The sequence below is a fragment of the Streptomyces sp. NPDC054757 genome, from assembly GCF_053612185.1.
Genome location: NZ_JBSHBW010000032.1, coordinates 1 through 17605, shown reverse-complemented (window position 1 = coordinate 17605; position 17605 = coordinate 1). Strand labels below are relative to the sequence as shown.

The window sequence follows — 17605 nt, the reverse complement described above, 5'->3', positions numbered from 1 at the left end:
GGTGAACGCTCCTTACAAAGCCTTAGAGATGACGGCGTCGGGCCGCGACCTGCCGGTCGTACTCCTCCCGGGCCCCGACCGCCGAGGGGCGGGTGGCGGTCTCGGCCACGGGAACATCCCACCACGCCTGCGCCGGGGGCGGCCCCGACACTGTGTCTGCCGTTTCGGTCTCCACGTAGACACATGTGGGACGGTCCGACGCACGGGCGGCGGTCAGCGCTTCCCGCAGGTCACGCAGGGTCTTGGCGCGCAGGACGGCCATCCCGAGGCTGGCCGCGTTGGCCGCCAGGTCGACCGGCAGCGGGCCGCCGGTGTACGTGCCGTCCGGGGCCCGGAAGCGGTAGGCCGTACCGAAGCGTTCGGCGCCCACCGACTCCGAGAGCCCGCCGATCGAGGCGTACCCGTGGTTCTGCAGGACGACGACCTTGACCGGCAGCCGCTCCTGGACCGCGGTGACCAGCTCGGTCGGGTTCATCAGATAGGTACCGTCGCCGACCAGCGCCCAGACGGGCCGGCCGGGCGCCGCCAGCTGGACGCCGATCGCGGCCGGGATCTCGTACCCCATACAGGAGTAGCCGTACTCGACGTGGTACTGGTCGGCGGAGCGGGTCCGCCAGAGCTGGTGCAGGTCGCCGGGGAGCGAGCCCGCCGCGTTGATGACGATGTCCTCGCCGGTCACCAGCGCGTCGAGCGCCCCGAGCACCTGTGCCTGGGTGGGCGCCGAGTCCTCGCTGCCGGTGTAGGCGGCGGTGACCCGCGCCTCCCACTCGGCCTTCGCCGCGCGGTACGCGCCCTCGTACGCGGCGGACACCCGGTGTCCGGTGAGCGCGCCGGTCAGCCGCTCCAGGGTGGCGCGGGCGTCCGCGACGAGCGGGAGCGCGGACAGCTTGTGCGCGTCGGACCCGGCGATGTTGATGTTGACGAACCGGACGCCGGGGTGCTGGAAGAGCGTCCCGGAAGCGGTGGTGAAGTCGGTGTACCGGGTGCCGACTCCGATCACCAGGTCGGCGGCGCGGGCAAGACCGTCGGCGGTCGCGGTCCCGGTGTGGCCGATGCCCCCGACGTCCGCCGGGTGGTCGTACGGCAGCGAGCCCTTGCCCGCCTGGGTGGAGGCCACCGGGATGCCGGTGGTGTCGGCGAGAGCGCGCAAGGCCTCCTGGGCGCCGCTGTGGCGCACCCCGCCGCCCGCGACGATCAGCGGGCGGTGCGCGGCGCGGACCGCGGCGAGCGCGTCGGCCAGCTCGGTGGCGTCCGGCCGTCGTACGGGCACTCGCCAGACCCGCTCGGCGAAGAACTCCTCCGGCCAGTCGTACGCCTCGGCCTGTACGTCCTGCGGCAGCGCGAGCGTCACCGCACCGGTCAGCTCCGGATCGGCCAGCACCCGCATCGCGGCGAGCGCGGCCGGGATCAGCGCCTCGGGGCGGGTGATCCGGTCGAAGTACTTGGAGACCGGCCGCAGACAGTCATTGACCGACACATCGCCCGCGTAGGGGACTTCGAGCTGCTGGAGCACCGGGTCGGCGGGGCGGGAGGCGAAGACGTCTCCGGGGAGCAGCAGCACCGGCAGATGGTTGACGGAGGCGAGTGCGGCGCCGGTGACCAGGTTGGTGGCGCCGGGGCCGATGGAGGTGGTGACGGCGTGCGCGGAGAGCCGCCCGGACTGCCGTGCGTACCCGACGGCGGCGTGCACCATCGCCTGCTCGTTGCGGCCCTGGTGGTACGGCATGGTGTCCTGGCCCGACTCGACGAGCGCCTGGCCGATACCGGCGACGTTGCCGTGGCCGAAGATGCCCCAGGTGGCGGTGATCAGCCGCTGCCTGCGGCCGTCGCGTTCGGTGTACTGGCGGGCCAGGAAGGCCACCAGGGCCTGGGCGGTGGTCAGCCGGCGGGTGCCGGGGTGCCGGTCATCCGGCTGACTGGCGATCATGGGGCCTCCTCCGGTGCGCTGTTGATGTGCGGGTGGGCCCCTTCGCCGGGCGGCTGGGCCCCGTTGCCGTACAGCGGGAGCCTCGGGTCGACGGGCTCCGTCTCCCAGGTCTCCCGGATCCGCGCGTGGTCGGGGTGGTCGCTGATCAGCCACTCGCGCTCGGCGCCCGGCCCCGCCATCACATTGAGGTAGTACATGTGGTGCCCCGGGGTGGCCATCGAAGGACCGTGCCAGCCGTCCGGGATCAGCACCGTGTCCCCGCTGCGGACCTCGGCGAGCAGATCGGTGCCGCCGGGCCTGGACGGCGAGACCCGGTGGTAGCCGGGGCCGCCGCCCTCGATCTCGAAGTAGTAGATCTCTTCGAGTACCGACTCCCGGCCGGGGCGGTCCTCGTCGTGCTTGTGGGGCGGGAAGGACGACCAGTTGCCGCCGGGGGTGAGCACTTCGACCGCGATGAGCCGGTCGCACACGAAGGTGTCGGCGGCGGCGAAGTTGTTGACCTGGCGCGAGCAGCTGCCGCTGCCGCGCAGCTCGACGGGGACCTCCGGCGCGGGGCCGTAGCGGGCGGGGAGTCGTCGCTCGCACTTCGCTCCTGCCAGGGCGAACCGGCCTCCCGCACCGGAGGAGATCTGTGCGCGGGAATCACGCGGCAGATAGGCGAAGTCGGTGACTCCGTCGAACACCCCTGCCCTGCCCCGCAGTTCGATACTCTCTCCGTCGACCAGGACCGTACAGCCCCCGGCGAGCGGCAGCACGATCCATTCGCTGTCGTCCGTGGAAAGACCGTGTGAATCTCCGGGGGCGAGCTCCAGGATCCGCAGCGCCGAGCGGTCCCAGCCGGCCTGCCGCGGACCGATGTCGAGTGCGTACGGGGCACGGGCCGTACTGCCCGCCCGCACCAGCGCGTCCCCGCCGTCCGGGCGGCTGCCGCTCGTACGTCGGCCGCCGTGCACGGGTCGGCTGCCGCTCATATGTCCGCTGTCGTTCATACGTCCCTCCCGGGCGGCTGGAGCAGTCCCACCGCGATGTCCACGGCGCCCGCCACGTCCCCGTCCGCCGGGTAGAGCAGTGAGCGCCCGGCCACCAGGCCCTGGACGGTGGGGAGTCGGAGCGCGGTGCGCCACTTCTCGTACGTGGCGTCCTGGTCGCCGCCCGGTTCGCCGCCGAGCAGCACCGCGGGCAGGGTGGTGGTCTCCATCACCCGCGCCATGTCGTCGGGGTCGGCGGTGACGGGCACCTTGAGCCAGGTGTACGCGGAGGTGCCGGCCAGCCCGGACGCGATGGCCAGGGAGCGGGTGACCGCGTCCGCCGTGAGGTCGTTGCGGAGCCGGCCGTCCACCCGGTGGCAGATGAACGGCTCGACGAAGACCGGCAGCGCGCGGGCGGCCATCTCGTCGATGGCGCGGGCGGCGGCGTGCAGGGTGGCGGGCGAGCCGGGGTCCTCGTAGTCGATACGGAGCAGCAGCTTGCCCGCGTCGAAACCGAGGCGGGCCAGATCCTGGGCGCGGTGGCCGGTGAAGCGGTCGTCCAGCTCGAAGGAGGCCCCGGCGAGACCGCCGCGGTTCATCGAGCCCATCGCGACGCGGCCCTCCAGGGCGCCCAGGAGCAGCAGGTCCTCCAGGATGTCGGCGGTGGCGAGCACCCCGTCCACGCCCGGCCGGGAGAGGGCGAGGCAGAGCCGCTCCAGCAGCTCGTGGCGGTTGGCCATGGCGAGGTCCCGGCCGCCGACGGCGAGTGAGCCGCGGGCCGGATGGTCGGCGGCCACGATCATCAGCCGGCCGCCTTCGCCGAGCAGCGGTCTGCGGGCGCGGCGGGCGGCGGCCTCGGCGACGGCTTCCGGATGGCGGGTCCTGGTGCCCACGAGTTCACCGATCGAGGCCACCGCGCCGCCGGTCACGGGCGCACTTCCTGGAGGGCGGCGTCGACCTCGGATGCGTACGGCATCGCGGACGAGCAGGCCAGCCGGGAGGCGACGATGGCCCCGGCCGCGTTGGCGTACCGGATGGTGCGCTCCAGCTCCCATCCGGCGAGCAGACCGTGGCAGAGCGCCCCGCCGAACGCGTCGCCCGCGCCCAGGCCGTTGACGACATCCACCGGCACAGGCTCCACATCGGCGGTGCGTCCGTCCCGGTGGACGGCGAGGACCCCGCCGGGGCCCTTCTTGACGACGGCCAGCTCCGGCCCCCGGGCGAGCAGTGCCTCGGCCGCCGCGCGGGGTTCGCGCTCGCCGGTGGCGATCTCGACCTCGTCGATGTTGCCGACGGCCACGGTGGCGTGGCGCAGCGCTCGGGCGTAGTGCGGGCCCGGCTCGCCGGCCCAGAACATCGGGCGCCAGTCCAGGTCGAAGACGGTGGCCCGGATCTCAGCCGGAGGGGCGGGATCAGGGGCGGCAGAGGTGGCAGGGGCGGCTGGGGCGGCGGGATCCGGAACGGCCGGCGCCGCGGAGTCAGGGGCGGCCGGGGCCGCCGGATCCGAGGCGATGAGTGCGGCGCTCCTGGCCTCAAGGGCGGCCAGCGTCGCCGTACGGCTGGGCTCGGCGCAGAGCCCGGTCCCGGTCATCCAGAACACCCGCGCGGCCCGGATCGCGCCCAGGTCCAGCTCATGCCCGTACATCTCCAGATCGGGCGCCTTCGGCTGCCGGTAGAAGTACAGCGGGAAGTCGTCGGGCGGGAACACCTCGCAGAAGGTCACCGGCGTCGGCAGGCCGGGCACGGGGGTCACCCAGCGGTCGTCGACACCGAAGTCCCGCAGCTCCTGGTGGAGGTAGTCACCGAAGGGGTCGGCGCCCGTCCGGGTGACGACCGCCGTCCGGTGCCCCAGCCGCGCCGCCGCGACCGCGACATTCGCCGCCGAGCCGCCGAGGAACTTGCCGAAGGTGTCGACCTGGGCGAGTGGCACGCCGGCCTGCAGGGGGTAGAGGTCCACCCCGATCCGGCCCATCGTGATCAGGTCGTACACCGTGCACGTCCTCTCCATCGGCCTCTCCATGCCCCCCATGGCCTCTCCATCGGCGGGCGGCGCCCGGCTCCGGGGCCGGACGGCGGGGGCCGGTCAACGGGCCCTCAGGTCTAACTCCCCCCTCGGAGCCCTGTCAACGCATTGTCCTGACATTCGGACGAACGCTTGACAGCGTTCCGGGCCTGGCGGAAGCCTTGGTCCATGACGCAGATCCGGATCGGCTCGGCACCCGACTCCTGGGGCGTGTGGTTCCCCGAGGACCCGCTCCAGGTCCCCTGGACCCGCTTCCTCGACGAGGTCGCCGCGTCCGGCTACGAGTGGATCGAGCTGGGCCCGTACGGCTATCTGCCCACCGACCCGGCCCGCCTCGCCGGCGAGACCGCCCGGCGCGGGCTGCGGGTGTCGGCCGGGACGGTCTTCACCGGGCTGCACCACGGGCCGGCCGTCTGGGACGCGACCTGGGCGCATGTCGCCGACGTCGCCGCACTCGCGCAGGCCGCCGGGGCCGGGCACCTCGTCGTCATCCCGTCGTTCTGGCGCGACGACAAGACGGGTGAGGTGAAGGAGTCCGACACCCTCGACGCCGGCCAGTGGCGGCAGCTCACCCGGCTGACAGAGCGTCTGGGCCGTGAGGTGCGGGAGCGGTTCGGGCTGCGGATCGTGGTGCACCCGCACGCGGACACCCATATCGACACCGAGGAGAACGTCACCCGCTTCCTGGACGCGACCGACCCGGATCTCGTCTCGCTCTGCCTGGACACCGGGCACTACGCGTACTGCGGCGGGGACAGTGTGCGGCTCATCGAGACGTACGGGGAGCGGATCGGCTATCTGCATCTGAAGCAGGTGGACCCGGCGGTGCTGGCTCAGGTGCGGGCAGAACAACTGCCGTTCGGGCCCGCCGTGGCGCGCGGGGTGATGTGCGAGCCGCCGCAGGGGCTCCCGGCGCTGGAGCCGGTACTCGACGCGGCGCGGAAGCTGGGGACCGATCTGTTCGCGATCGTCGAGCAGGACATGTATCCGTGCCCGCCCGACCGGCCCCTGCCGATCGCCCGCCGCACCCGCGCGTTCCTTCGCTCCTGCGGGGCCTGAGGGCTGCCCCACAGGTCTTTCGTCCGGATGGTGCCGGGCCGGTGGCGTCCGGAAGGTCGCTCCTGAGGGTTGCTCCTGACACATCTGTCCCATGTGCCGCTTGAGTCACAGGAGTTACCCACCCGTCACGCATGTCCGCGTTACGCGGCCTTTCGGTCACAGGAGATCAACAGCCCCACCCCTGCCCTCTTCGGACGCCGTTGTCCGGGGAGAGGGTGAATTGATCACCAATGCGCAGCTCCGCGACTCCCCCGACGGCCCCCAGGCCGGCGTCGCGCGGCAGGCAGGGAGGTGCTGGACATGACCGACCGAAAGCTCTGGTCCTACAAGGAGATCGCCGCACACATCCGGGTGCAGCCGGACACCGTCCGCTCGTACCGGAAACACGGGCTGCTGCCGCCACCCGATCAGGTGGAGAACGGAAAGCCCTACTGGTACGCGGAGACCGTCCGGCTCTGGGTGTCACGCAGGCCGAGCAACAGAGGCCGCTGACGCCGCCGCGCCGGGGCCCGGACATGGGCAACACCCGGGCCCCGGTGGCCCTCAGGAGTCCCAGGCGCACCATGGATGAGTACACGCGCACCCGTACAGCAGACCCGCACAGCAGAGGAGACCAGCATGAGCGCCGAGACAGAGACCGCCAAGCCGGGCACCGCCCACCTCGGGCTCCCCCAGTCCGGACCGCCCGCCGATGACGCCCCCGCATCGGGCTGCTGCGGCGGCGGATGCTGCGGCGGCGGCGGTTCCGGAGCGGAGACCGGCGCGGTCACCGCCGTCTACCGGGTGACCGGAATGGCCTCCGAGCACTGCGAGGGCGCCATCTCGCTCGAACTCGCCGAGCTGCCCGGTGTCACCGGCGTCACGGCCGTCGCGGCCACCGGACAGGTGACCGTCACCTCCCAGACCCCACTGGACGAGGGAACGGTGCGTTCGGTGCTGCACGAAGCGGGCTATGAGCTCGTGGATCCGGCCTGATCCATGCCCGTACGTGGAGATCTTCTGATGACCGGGTGATGACCGAACCGCCCGGAACCCCAGCGTCAGGTATTGCCATGGCCAACTCTTCGCTGTTCGTAGTGACAAACGGCTCGGAATTGCGTATCTTCACAGGACGTTCACAACGAGACTCAGATCACACGCTTTGGGGGGTAACCATTACGGCGCCCCGAGTGTCTAAGTGAACGATGCCAAGGATGTCTTGGGGGACGTCCGGTGGAACATCTTGGGGGATGTTCCGGGCAAGCGTTGGCCGGGGCACGTGCCACGGGGAGCTTGAGCGGCCCACCCGTCGAGTACGTACCCCGGCAGATCGCGTGCCGGGGCAGCAGCAGTACGCGGAGCCGGCCTCCGCGCCCAACAGACGCCCGGACCGGATCCCGTGGGGGGAATCCGCCCGGGGAAACGGGAAGCGCCCCGTATCGTCGACCCGTGGGGGGATCGACGGCGGGGCGCTTTTCGGTTGCCGTGCGGCTATGACCGCCGACGGCGGCGGGCTTCCGCCACGACCGGTGTCAGCGGCCTTCGACCGGCGTGAAGTCGCGCAGGACCTCACCCGTGTAGATCTGGCGCGGGCGGCCGATGCGGCTGCCGGGCTCCTTGATCATCTCGTGCCACTGGGCGATCCAGCCGGGCAGCCGGCCGATCGCGAACAGCACGGTGAACATCTCGGTCGGGAAGCCCATGGCGCGGTAGATCAGGCCGGTGTAGAAGTCCACGTTCGGGTAGAGCTTCCGCTCGACGAAGTAGTCGTCGGCCAGCGCGTGCTCCTCCAGCTTCAGCGCGATGTCGAGCAGCTCGTCATCCTTGCCGAGGGCCGAGAGGACATCGTGCGCCGCTGCCTTGATGATCTTCGCCCGGGGGTCGAAGTTCTTGTAGACGCGGTGCCCGAAGCCCATGAGCTTCACGCCGTCTTCCTTGTTCTTCACCTTGCGGATGAAGGTGTCGACGTCGCCGCCGGACTGCTTGATGCCTTCGAGCATCTCAAGGACCGACTGGTTGGCGCCACCGTGCAGCGGGCCCCACAGCGCGCTGATACCGGCGGAGATCGAGGCGAACATGTTCGCCTGCGAGGAGCCGACCAGACGCACGGTGGAGGTCGAGCAGTTCTGCTCGTGGTCCGCGTGCAGGATGAGCAGCTTGTCCAGCGCGGAGACGACGACCGGGTCCGGCACGTACTCCTGCGAGGGGACCGAGAAGGTCATCCGCAGGAAGTTCTCCACGTACCCGAGGTCGTTGCGCGGGTAGACGAACGGGTGGCCGATCGACTTCTTGTACGCGTACGCCGCGATGGTCGGAAGCTTGGCGAGCAGGCGGATCGTCGAAAGGTGCCGCTGCTGCTCGTCGAAGGGGTTGTGGCTGTCCTGGTAGAACGTGGACAGCGCGCTGACCACCGAGGACAGCATCGCCATCGGGTGCGCGTCACGCGGGAAGCCGTCGAAGAAACGCTTGACGTCCTCGTGCAGCAGCGTGTGCTGGGTGATCTCGTTCTTGAAGGTCGACAGCTCGTCGACCTTGGGGAGCTCGCCGTTGATCAGCAGGTAGGCCGTCTCAAGGAAGCTCGACTGCTCGGCCAGCTGCTCGATCGGGTAACCGCGATAGCGCAGAATGCCCTGCTCGCCGTCGAGGTAGGTGATCGCGGATTTATAGGCGGCGGTGTTGCCGTATCCGCTGTCCAGCGTCACCAGCCCGGTCTGGGCTCGGAGCTTCCCGATGTCGAAGCCCTGGTCGCCGACGGTGCTGTCGATCACCGGGTAGGTGTGCTCGTCGTCGCCGTACCGCAGTACTACAGCCTTGTTAGCGTTCTCGCTCACGTCATCCCTCACCGACGTAGTGCCTCTTCTTCGAGGTGCCCTGACTGTCTCTACCATCCCCCACTTGGCTCAGCAGAGTGCACTCGGGGTCGCCCGTTGGGCTATTTGGCGGCACTGAGTGCCGCCAACCTGCTTATCCTGCCCTCTTCGCCCCGGTTCCGGAACCCCGGGGTGACGATTCCCACGGTCTGCCGTCCGTGCCGCCTCCTGCCAGTCTGTGGTCCAGCGCGGTGAACCGCCTGCCCGCGGAGACCGTACGTACCGCCTGGCCGATCGCCTTGCGGGAGCCGACCAGGACGACCAGCTTCCTGGCCCGGGTGACGGCCGTGTAGAGCAGATTGCGCTGGAGCATCATCCAGGCACCCGTAGTGACCGGAATGACCACCGCCGGGTACTCGCTGCCCTGGGAGCGGTGGATCGTCACCGCGTACGCGTGGGCCAGCTCGTCCAGCTCGTCGAACTCGTACTCCACCTCCTCGTCCTCGTCGGTCCGCACGGTCAGCTTCTGGTCCTCCGGGTTGAGCGAAGTGACCACGCCCACCGTGCCGTTGAACACACCGTTGGCGCCCTTGTCGTAGTTGTTCCGGATCTGGGTGACCTTGTCGCCGACGCGGAAGACCCGGCCGCCGGACCGCTTCTCGGGCAGCCCCGGTCTGGCCGGGGTGATCGCCTGCTGGAGCAGGCCGTTGAGCGTGCCCGCACCGGCCGGGCCGCGGTGCATGGGGGCCAGCACCTGGATGTCACGGCGCGGGTCGAGACCGAACTTCCGCGGGATGCGGCGGGCCGCCACATCGACAGTGAGCCGCCCGGCCTCCTCGGTCTCGTCCTCCACGAAGAGGAAGAAGTCCGGCAGGCCCTGAGTGACCGGGTGCACCCCGGAGTTGATCCGGTGGGCGTTGGTGACCACACCGGACTGCTGGGCCTGGCGGAAGATCCGGGTCAGCCGGACGTTCGGAGCGGGGCTGGTGGCCGACAGCAGATCGCGCAGCACCTCGCCCGCGCCGACGGACGGCAGCTGGTCCACATCGCCGACCAGCAGCAGATGCGCGCCCGGGGCGACGGCCTTGACCAGCTTGTTGGCGAGGAGCAGATCGAGCATCGACGCCTCGTCCACGACGACCAGGTCCGCGTCGAGCGGGCGGTCCCTGTCGTACGCCGCGTCGCCCCCCGGTTTCAGCTCCAGGAGCCGGTGCACGGTGGACGCCTCGGCGCCGGTCAGCTCGGCGAGCCGCTTGGCGGCCCGGCCGGTGGGCGCGGCCAGCACCACCTTGGCCTGCTTGGCGCGGGCCAGCTCGACCACGGAGCGGACCGTGAAGGACTTGCCGCAGCCGGGGCCGCCGGTCAGCACCGCGACCTTCTCGGTGAGCGCGAGGCGGACCGCGGCCTGCTGCTCGGGGGCCAGCTCGGCACCGGTGCGCCCGGCCAGCCAGTGCAGGGCCTTCTCCCAGTCGACGCCGTGGAAGGCGGGCATCCGGTCCTGCTCGGTGCGCAGCAGCCTGACCACCTGGGAGGCGAGCGAGATCTCGGCCCGGTGGAAGGGGACCAGATAGACCGCGGTGATCTGCTCATCGCCGCCCTCGGGACCCGGCACCCTCTCCCGTACGACACCCTCTTCGGCGGCCAGCTCGGCCAGGCAGTCGATGACCAGGCCGGTGTCGACCTGGAGCAGCTTGACCGCGTCCGAGATCAGCTGCTCCTCGGGGAGGAAGCAGTGCCCCTGGTCGGTGGACTGGGAGAGCGCGTACTGCAGACCGGCCTTGACGCGCTCCGGCGAGTCGTGCGGGATGCCGACCGCCTGGGCGATGCGGTCGGCGGTGAGGAAACCGATGCCCCAGACGTCGGCCGCCAGCCGGTACGGCTCGTTCTTCACGACGGAGATCGAGGCGTCGCCGTACTTCTTGTAGATCCGGACGGCGATGGAGGTGGAGACCCCGACCCCCTGGAGGAAGATCATCACTTCCTTGATCGCCTTCTGCTCCTCCCAGGCAGCGCCGATCATCTTCGTCCGCTTGGGGCCGAGCCCCGGCACCTCGATGAGGCGCCCCGGCTCCTGCTCGATGATGTCGAGCGTCTCCAGGCCGAAGTGCGTGGTGATCCGGTCGGCCATCACCGGGCCGATGCCCTTGATCAGCCCGGAGCCCAGATAGCGCCGGATGCCCTGGATGGTGGCGGGCAGGACCGTCGTGTAGTTCTCCACGGTGAACTGCTTGCCGTACTGGGAGTGGGAGCCCCAGTGGCCCTCCATGCGCAGCGACTCACCGGGCTGGGCACCGAGCAGCGAGCCGACGACGGTCAGCAGGTCGGCGCCGCGGCCGGTGTCCACGCGGGCGACCGTGTAGCCGTTCTCCTCGTTGGCGTAGGTGATCCGCTCCAGGACCCCTTCCAGCACTGCCATGTTGGACATGGTGCGACGTTACCGCCGGGGTCCGACAGCCCGGCACGGGCGGTGGGTGCGACCGTCCGGGCCTCCCGGCCGCACCGTCACGACCGGGCAGCCGCACCGTCACGACCGGGCGGTCACGATCGGGCGGTCACGACGATCGGGCAGTCACGATCGGATCACGGAATGCCGGGCTCCTCTTGACCGCGGGCCGTGTAATCGATTCCAATCCTCCGTGTAATCGATTCCATGCGGCCCACAAGGAGGTGGTCCAGCGATGGCGAGCATCAAGGACGTCGCAGCCGGCGCGGAGGTCTCCGTCGCCACGGTGTCCCGGGTACTCAACGGCCATCCGTCGGTCAGGCCCGGCACCCGCACCCGGGTGATGGCCGCCGTGGAGGCCCTCGGTTACCGGCCGAACGCGGTGGCCAGGTCGCTGCGCACCCAGCAGACCCGCACCCTCGGCCTGGTCATCAGCGATGTGCTGAACCCGTACTTCACCGAGCTGGCCCGCTCCGTCGAGGACGAGGCACGGGCGCACGGCTACAGCGTGATCATCGGCAACGCCGACGAGCAGCCCGCCCTCCAGGACCACCACATCCGCACCCTCACCGACCGCCGGATCGACGGACTGCTGGTCAGCCCCACCGACGGCGGCACCCCGCTGATGCTCGACACGGTCGGCGCGGGCGTGCCGATGGTCTTCGTGGACCGCTGGATCCCCGGCGTGGAGGTGCCGGTCGTACGCTCCGACGGGCGCGGCGCCGTCCGCGACCTGGTCGCCCACCTGTACGCACTCGGCCACCGCAGGCTCGCCATCATCGCGGGCCCGGCCACGACCACCACCGGCAGCGAGCGGGTGGACGCCTTCCGCGGGGCGCTGCGCGAGCACGGGCTGCCGCTGCCGGACGAGCTGATCGGGCACGGCGACTTCCAGGCCGGCAGCGGACGCCGGGAGGCGGCCCGGCTGCTGGCGCTGGCCGAACCGCCCGAGGTGATCTTCGCCGCCGACAACCTGATGGCGCTCGGCGCCATGGACGCCATCCGCGCCCACGGTCTGCGGATCCCGCGGGACGTCGCGCTGGCCGCCTTCGACGACATCCCGTGGTTCGTGCACACCGATCCGCCGATCACCGCCATCGCCCAGCCGACCGGTGAACTGGGCCGGGCCGCCGTGCGGGCGCTGATCGACCGGCTGGAGGGCCGGGAGCCGGAGTCCGCGATCCTCCCGGCGCGGCTGGTGGTCCGCCGCTCGTGCGGCGAGCCGCCGCCCGCTTCCCCGCCTGCCGTCTCCCCCGCGGCCCCCGCCGCCGTCACCCCGGTCACCACCGCGGTCCCCCCGGTCACCACCGCCGTCCCCCCTGTCACCACCGCCACCGCCCCGACGCCGAACAGGAGCAACCGGTGAACGTCCCCGACGAGTTGCTGCGTATCGAAGGCATACGCAAGACCTTCCCCGGAGTGGTCGCGCTCGACAGCGTCGACTTCGACCTGCGCCGGGGCGAAGTGCACGTACTGCTCGGCGAGAACGGCGCAGGCAAGAGCACCCTCATCAAGATGCTCTCGGGCGCCTACCGCCCCGACAGCGGCAAGATCTTCGCCGAGGGCCGGGAGGTCCGTATCCACGGCGCGCAGGACGCCGAGCGGCTCGGGATCGCCACGATCTACCAGGAGTTCAACCTGGTGCCGGATCTGACGGTCGCCGAGAACATCTTCCTCGGCCGCCAGCCGCGCCGCTTCGGGATGATCGACCGGGCCAGGATGGAGCAGGACGCCGCCGTGCTGCTGGCCAGGGTAGGGCTCGACATCGCGCCCCGGACCCGGGTCCGTGAACTGGGCATCGCCCGGCTCCAGATGGTGGAGATCGCCAAGGCCCTGAGCCTGGAGGCACGCGTCCTGATCATGGACGAGCCGACCGCGGTGCTGACCTCGGGTGAGGTGGAGAAGTTGTTCGGGCTGGTCCGCGCGCTGCGCGCGGACGGCGTGGGCATCGTCTTCATCACCCACCATCTGGAGGAGATCGCCGCGCTCGGCGACCGGGTCACGGTGATCCGCGACGGCCGCAGCATCGACCAGGTGCCCGCCGACACCCCCGAGGACGAGCTGGTCCGGCTGATGGTGGGCCGCAGCATCGAGCAGCAGTACCCGAGGGAGCGCCCGGCCGCCCCGGCCCCGGGGACCACCACGGCCACCGGAACCACCGGAGCAGCAGCCACCGGAAGCCCCACGGCCACCACGGCCACCGCGCCCGCCGCCCCCGAATCCCCCGCCGCGCAGCCCCTCCTCTCCGTACGCGGTCTCGGCCGGGACGGTGTCTTCCACGACATCAGCTTCGAGGTGCGGGCCGGTGAGGTGGTCGGCATCGCCGGGCTCGTCGGGGCCGGCCGCACCGAGGTCGCCCGCGCGGTCTTCGGGGCCGACCCGTACGACAGGGGCACCGTCGACGTCGTCGGCAGACGGCTCCCCCGGCACGACGTGAACGCGGCGATGGGCGCCGGGATCGGACTGGTCCCCGAGGACCGCAAGGGCCAGGGCCTGGTGCTCGACGCCTCGGTCGAGGAGAACCTCGGTCTGGTCACCCTGCGCTCCGCCACCCGCGCGGGCCTCGTCGACATCAAGGGCCAGCAGGCCGCGGCGGCCCGGGTCGCCGGACAGCTCGGCGTACGGATGGCCGGACTCGGCCAGCATGTGCGCACCCTCTCCGGCGGCAACCAGCAGAAGGTCGTCATCGGCAAGTGGCTGCTCGCCGATACGAAGATCCTGATCCTGGACGAGCCGACGCGGGGTATCGACGTCGGCGCCAAGGTCGAGATCTACCAGCTCATCAACGAGCTGACGGCCTCCGGCCACGCGGTCCTGATGATCTCCAGCGATCTGCCCGAGGTGCTCGGCATGAGCGACCGGGTGCTGGTGATGGCCCAGGGCCGGATCGCCGGTGAACTCCCGGCCCACGAAGCCACCCAGGACGCGGTGATGGCACTCGCCGTCAGCGCCCCGCCCGGCCCGGCGCACAGCAACTCCACCCACTCCAAAGGCGAAGTGAAGGAAGCAGAGGGTTCCCGTGACCACTGACACGCTCAAGAGCAATACGGGCGCGAGTGGCGCCTCTGCGGTCGTCCGCCGCATCCTGCTCGACAACGGCGCACTCAGCGCCCTGGTCGTCCTGGTGGTGGCGATGTCGCTGCTCTCCGGTGACTTCCTGACCACCCAGAACCTGCTCAACGTCGGTGTGCAGGCCGCCGTGACCGCGATCCTCGCGTTCGGTGTCACCTTCGTCATCGTCGCGGCCGGTATCGACCTCTCGGTCGGCTCGGTGGCCGCGCTCTCCGCGACCGTACTGGCGTGGACGGCGACCTCCGAGGGGATACCGGTCTGGATCGCGGTGATCCTCGCGGTCGCCACCGGTATCGCCTGCGGCCTGGTCAACGGCGTACTGATCTCGTACGGCAAACTCCCGCCGTTCATCGCGACGCTGGCCATGCTCTCCATCGGCCGCGGGCTCTCGCTGGTCATCTCGCAGGGCAGCCCGATCGCCTTCCCCGGCTCGGTCTCCTCGCTCGGTGACACGCTCGGCGGCTGGCTGCCGGTCCCGGTCATCGTGATGATCGTGATGGGGCTGATCACGGCGCTGATCCTGGCCCGTACGTACATCGGCCGCTCCATGTACGCCATCGGCGGCAACGAGGAGGCCGCCAGGCTCTCCGGGCTGCGGGTCAAGCGGCAGAAGCTCGCCATCTACGCACTCTCCGGGCTCTTCGCCGCGGCTGCGGGCATCGTCCTCGCGTCGCGGCTCTCCTCCGCGCAGCCGCAGGCCGCCAACGGGTACGAGCTGGACGCCATCGCCGCCGTCGTCATCGGCGGGGCCAGCCTGGCCGGTGGTGTCGGCAAGGCGTCCGGCACCCTGATCGGCGCGCTGATCCTGGCCGTGCTCCGCAACGGCCTCAACCTCCTCTCGGTCTCGGCGTTCTGGCAGCAGGTCGTGATCGGCGTGGTCATCGCGCTCGCCGTCCTGCTCGACACGCTGCGCCGCCGCGCCGGGTCAGGTCCTGGTGCCGGTGGTGCGGCCGGTGCGGGCGCCGGCTCCGGCGGTCCCGGCGGCAAGGGCAGGCAGGTGGCGAAGGCCGGTGTCGCCGTCGTCGTGGTGGCGGCCGTCGTGGGCGCTGTCACCTACGTCAACTCCGGTTCGTCGTCCGGCGGCAGGACCAAGGTCGGGCTCTCCCTCTCCACCATGAACAACCCGTTCTTCGTGCAGATGAAGGCGGGTGCCCAGCAGGAGGCCAAGGCGGAGCACGTCGACCTGACCGTCACCGACGCGCAGAACGACGCTTCCCAGCAGGCCAACCAGATAGAGAACTTCACCAGCGCCGGCGTCAAGGCCATGATCATCAACCCGGTGGACTCGGACGCGGCGGCCCCCTCCGTACGCGCGGCCGACAAGGCGGGCATCCCGGTGGTCGCGGCCGACCGCGGCGTCAACAAGGCGGACACCGCCACCCTCGTCGCCTCCGACAACATCGCGGGCGGCAAGCTCGCCGCCAAGACCCTGGCCGGGAAGCTCGGCGGCAAGGGCCGGATCGTCGTCCTCCAGGGCACCGCGGGCACCTCGGCCAGCCGCGAGCGCGGCCAGGGCTTCGAGGAGGGCATGAAGGCGTACCCGGGGATCAAGATCGTCGCCCGGCAGCCCGCGGACTTCGACCGCACCAAGGGCCTGGACGTCATGACCAATCTGCTCCAGGCGAACCACGGGATCACCGGGGTCTTCGCCGAGAACGACGAGATGGGCCTCGGCGCCATCAAGGCGCTCGGCAGCAAGGCCGGCACCTCGATCCCGGTGGTCAGCTTCGACGGAACGCCCGACGGGCTGAAGGCCGTCAAGGCCGGCACCCTGTACGCCACGGTCGCCCAGCAGCCCGCCGAGCTGGGCAAACTGGCGGTGCAGAACGCGATCAGGGCCACGCACGGCAAGAAGGTCGGCAGCATGGTGAAGGTGCCGGTCAAGGTCGTCACCAAGAAGAACGCAGCCGACTTCTCCTGACGGGCCGCAGCCCGCCACCCCTCTCGAAACCCGCCACCCCCTCCCGAAAGCAGGACTGACATGTACGACTACGACCTGCTGGTCGTAGGGTCGGCCAACGCCGACCTGGTGATCGGCGTCGAGCGCCGCCCCGCGCCCGGCGAGACCGTCCTCGGCTCCGACCTGGTGATCCACCCCGGCGGCAAGGGCGCCAACCAGGCGGTGGCAGCGGCCCGGCTCGGCGCCCGCAGCGCCCTGCTGGCCCGGGTCGGGGACGACGCCAACGGGCGGCTGCTCCTCGCATCGCAGCGCGCGGCAGGGGTCGACACCGCCGGGGTCCTCGTCGGCGGCGCACCCACCGGTGTCGCCCTGATCACGGTGGACCCGTCGGGTGACAACAGCATCGTGGTCTCCCCCGGCGCCAACGCCCGGCTCACCCCGGCCGACATCCGCGCGGCGGGCAGCCTGTTCGAGGCCGCCCGGGTGGTGTCGACGCAACTGGAGATCCCGCTGGAGACCGTCACCGAGCTGGCACGCGTACTGCCGGATGAGACCCGGTTCGTACTGAATCCGTCGCCGCCGCAGCCGCTGCCCGACGAGGTCCTCGCGGCCTGCGACCCGCTGGTGGTCAACGAGCACGAGGCCAGGACGGTGCTGGGCGACGCGGCGGGCGACTCGCCCGAGGAGTGGGCGCGGGCGCTGCTCGCACTCGGTCCGCGCTCCGTGGTGATCACCCTGGGCGCCGCGGGCGCCCTGGTCGCGGACGGCCGTACGGGGACGAGCGCGCACGTCCCCAGCCTCAAGGTCGAGGCGGTGGACACCACCGGTGCGGGGGATGCCTTCACGGCCGCGCTGGCCTGGCGCCTCGGGCAGGGCGAGGAGCTGGCACAGGCCGCCTCGTTCGCCGCCCGGGTGGGTGCGACGGCCGTCACCAGGCCGGGTGCGCAGGAGTCCTATCCGACCGCCGCCGAGGTGCGGGCGGAATGAAGCGGTCCGGGATCCTCAACCGCCATCTGGCGGGCGCCATCGCCGAGTTGGGCCACGGCGACGGCGTGCTGATCTGCGATGCGGGGATGCCGGTCCCGTCCGGCCCCCGCCTGGTGGATCTGGCGTTCCGGGCCGGAACACCGCCGTTCGCCGAGGTGCTCGACGGTCTGCTGGCCGAACTGGTGGTGGAGGGCGCGACAGCCGCCCAGGAGGTACGGGAGGCGAACCCGGCGACGGCGGAGCTGCTGGACGCCCGCTTCCCTGAGCTGCGGCTGGTCCCGCACGACGACCTCAAGGGCCTGTCGGCGGGCGCCCGCCTGGTGGTCCGCACGGGCGAGGCGCGTCCGTACGCGAACGTCCTGCTGCGGTGCGGGGTCTTCTTCTGACCCGACGGCGTTCCGACTCCGACGGCGTCGGGGCCCGGTCCGGTGGACCGG

Annotated in this window: 14 protein-coding genes; 8 read left to right on the top strand and 6 right to left on the bottom strand. The window is 71.3% G+C overall.

What is annotated here, in order from left to right; genetic code table 11:
* Positions 1 to 22: 22 nt before the first annotated feature.
* Genes iolD through ACWGKJ_RS29035 form a run of 4 tightly spaced genes read right to left on the bottom strand, consistent with a single transcriptional unit; the run spans position 23 to position 4903 of the window.
* On the bottom strand, positions 23 to 1927 hold the full coding sequence (gene iolD / locus ACWGKJ_RS29050) for a 3D-(3,5/4)-trihydroxycyclohexane-1,2-dione acylhydrolase (decyclizing) (RefSeq protein WP_385019682.1): 1905 nt from the start codon (positions 1925 to 1927) through the stop codon (positions 23 to 25).
* On the bottom strand, positions 1924 to 2916 hold the full coding sequence (iolB, locus tag ACWGKJ_RS29045; protein ID WP_385019680.1) for a 5-deoxy-glucuronate isomerase: 993 nt from the start codon (positions 2914 to 2916) through the stop codon (positions 1924 to 1926). Before iolB ends, iolD begins: the two co-directional genes overlap by 4 nt.
* Complete coding sequence (locus tag ACWGKJ_RS29040) at positions 2913 to 3824, bottom strand: Cgl0159 family (beta/alpha)8-fold protein (RefSeq protein WP_385019678.1); 912 nt, start codon at positions 3822 to 3824, stop codon at positions 2913 to 2915. The genes iolB and ACWGKJ_RS29040 overlap by 4 nt, the downstream gene beginning before the upstream one ends.
* Positions 3821 to 4903: a PfkB family carbohydrate kinase gene (locus ACWGKJ_RS29035; protein WP_385019676.1), complete on the bottom strand. Its 1083-nt coding sequence runs from the start codon at positions 4901 to 4903 to the stop codon at positions 3821 to 3823. The genes ACWGKJ_RS29040 and ACWGKJ_RS29035 overlap by 4 nt, the downstream gene beginning before the upstream one ends.
* A 183-nt stretch (positions 4904 to 5086) precedes the next feature.
* Here ACWGKJ_RS29035 and ACWGKJ_RS29030 point away from each other — a divergent pair, with 183 nt between their 5' ends.
* The 3 genes from ACWGKJ_RS29030 to ACWGKJ_RS29020 all read left to right on the top strand — a co-directional run bounded on the left by ACWGKJ_RS29030 (position 5087) and on the right by ACWGKJ_RS29020 (position 6952).
* Entirely contained in the window at positions 5087 to 5977 is an 891-nt protein-coding gene (locus tag ACWGKJ_RS29030; protein WP_385019674.1) for a sugar phosphate isomerase/epimerase family protein, read from the top strand.
* A gap of 300 nt (positions 5978 to 6277) precedes the next feature.
* Complete coding sequence (locus ACWGKJ_RS29025) at positions 6278 to 6469, top strand: helix-turn-helix transcriptional regulator (RefSeq protein WP_385019672.1); 192 nt, start codon at positions 6278 to 6280, stop codon at positions 6467 to 6469.
* A 126-nt stretch (positions 6470 to 6595) separates the two neighbouring features.
* Complete coding sequence (locus tag ACWGKJ_RS29020; RefSeq protein ID WP_385019670.1) at positions 6596 to 6952, top strand: heavy-metal-associated domain-containing protein; 357 nt, start codon at positions 6596 to 6598, stop codon at positions 6950 to 6952.
* A 536-nt stretch (positions 6953 to 7488) separates the two neighbouring features.
* On the opposite strand, the gene ACWGKJ_RS29015 is transcribed toward ACWGKJ_RS29020, so the two are convergent.
* Positions 7489 to 8787 carry a citrate synthase gene (locus ACWGKJ_RS29015; protein WP_385019668.1) on the bottom strand — a complete coding sequence of 433 codons (1299 nt, stop codon included), beginning with the start codon at positions 8785 to 8787 and terminating at the stop codon, positions 7489 to 7491.
* Positions 8788 to 8920: 133 nt separating this feature from the next.
* Positions 8921 to 11191, bottom strand: a complete 2271-nt coding sequence (recD2, locus tag ACWGKJ_RS29010) for an SF1B family DNA helicase RecD2 (protein ID WP_385019666.1) — start codon at positions 11189 to 11191, stop codon at positions 8921 to 8923.
* Between the two features lie 253 nt (positions 11192 to 11444).
* Between recD2 and ACWGKJ_RS29005 the strand changes: the two genes are divergently transcribed.
* From ACWGKJ_RS29005 to rbsD, 5 genes are read left to right on the top strand one after another with little or no spacing between them, the layout of a single operon-like run.
* Positions 11445 to 12575: a LacI family DNA-binding transcriptional regulator gene (locus ACWGKJ_RS29005; protein ID WP_385019664.1), complete on the top strand. Its 1131-nt coding sequence runs from the start codon at positions 11445 to 11447 to the stop codon at positions 12573 to 12575.
* Positions 12572 to 14239, top strand: coding sequence for a sugar ABC transporter ATP-binding protein (locus tag ACWGKJ_RS29000; protein ID WP_385019662.1), 1668 nt, complete (start codon positions 12572 to 12574; stop codon positions 14237 to 14239). The genes ACWGKJ_RS29005 and ACWGKJ_RS29000 overlap by 4 nt, the downstream gene beginning before the upstream one ends.
* Positions 14229 to 16202 carry an ABC transporter permease/substrate-binding protein gene (locus tag ACWGKJ_RS28995; protein ID WP_385019660.1) on the top strand — a complete coding sequence of 658 codons (1974 nt, stop codon included), beginning with the start codon at positions 14229 to 14231 and terminating at the stop codon, positions 16200 to 16202. Before ACWGKJ_RS29000 ends, ACWGKJ_RS28995 begins: the two co-directional genes overlap by 11 nt.
* Before the next feature lie 60 nt (positions 16203 to 16262).
* Positions 16263 to 17168 carry a ribokinase gene (locus ACWGKJ_RS28990; protein WP_385019658.1) on the top strand — a complete coding sequence of 302 codons (906 nt, stop codon included), beginning with the start codon at positions 16263 to 16265 and terminating at the stop codon, positions 17166 to 17168.
* A complete protein-coding gene (gene rbsD / locus ACWGKJ_RS28985) occupies positions 17165 to 17554 on the top strand; it encodes a D-ribose pyranase (RefSeq protein WP_385019656.1) in 390 nt (129 codons plus the stop codon). The genes ACWGKJ_RS28990 and rbsD overlap by 4 nt, the downstream gene beginning before the upstream one ends.
* Positions 17555 to 17605: the final 51 nt, after the last annotated feature.

Excerpts from the sequence above, each read along its gene's own strand:
- iolD (WP_385019682.1), bottom strand. The coding sequence starts at position 1,927 with ATGATCGCCAGTCAGCCGGATGACCGGCACCCCGGCACCCGCCGGCTG.
- iolB (WP_385019680.1), bottom strand. The coding sequence starts at position 2,916 with ATGAACGACAGCGGACATATGAGCGGCAGCCGACCCGTGCACGGCGGC.
- ACWGKJ_RS29035 (WP_385019676.1), bottom strand. The coding sequence starts at position 4,903 with ATGGAGAGGACGTGCACGGTGTACGACCTGATCACGATGGGCCGGATC.
- ACWGKJ_RS29030 (WP_385019674.1), top strand. The coding sequence starts at position 5,087 with ATGACGCAGATCCGGATCGGCTCGGCACCCGACTCCTGGGGCGTGTGG.
- ACWGKJ_RS29025 (WP_385019672.1), top strand. The coding sequence starts at position 6,278 with ATGACCGACCGAAAGCTCTGGTCCTACAAGGAGATCGCCGCACACATC.
- ACWGKJ_RS29020 (WP_385019670.1), top strand. The coding sequence starts at position 6,596 with ATGAGCGCCGAGACAGAGACCGCCAAGCCGGGCACCGCCCACCTCGGG.
- recD2 (WP_385019666.1), bottom strand. The coding sequence starts at position 11,191 with ATGTCCAACATGGCAGTGCTGGAAGGGGTCCTGGAGCGGATCACCTAC.
- ACWGKJ_RS29005 (WP_385019664.1), top strand. The coding sequence starts at position 11,445 with ATGGCGAGCATCAAGGACGTCGCAGCCGGCGCGGAGGTCTCCGTCGCC.
- ACWGKJ_RS28990 (WP_385019658.1), top strand. The coding sequence starts at position 16,263 with ATGTACGACTACGACCTGCTGGTCGTAGGGTCGGCCAACGCCGACCTG.
- rbsD (WP_385019656.1), top strand. The coding sequence starts at position 17,165 with ATGAAGCGGTCCGGGATCCTCAACCGCCATCTGGCGGGCGCCATCGCC.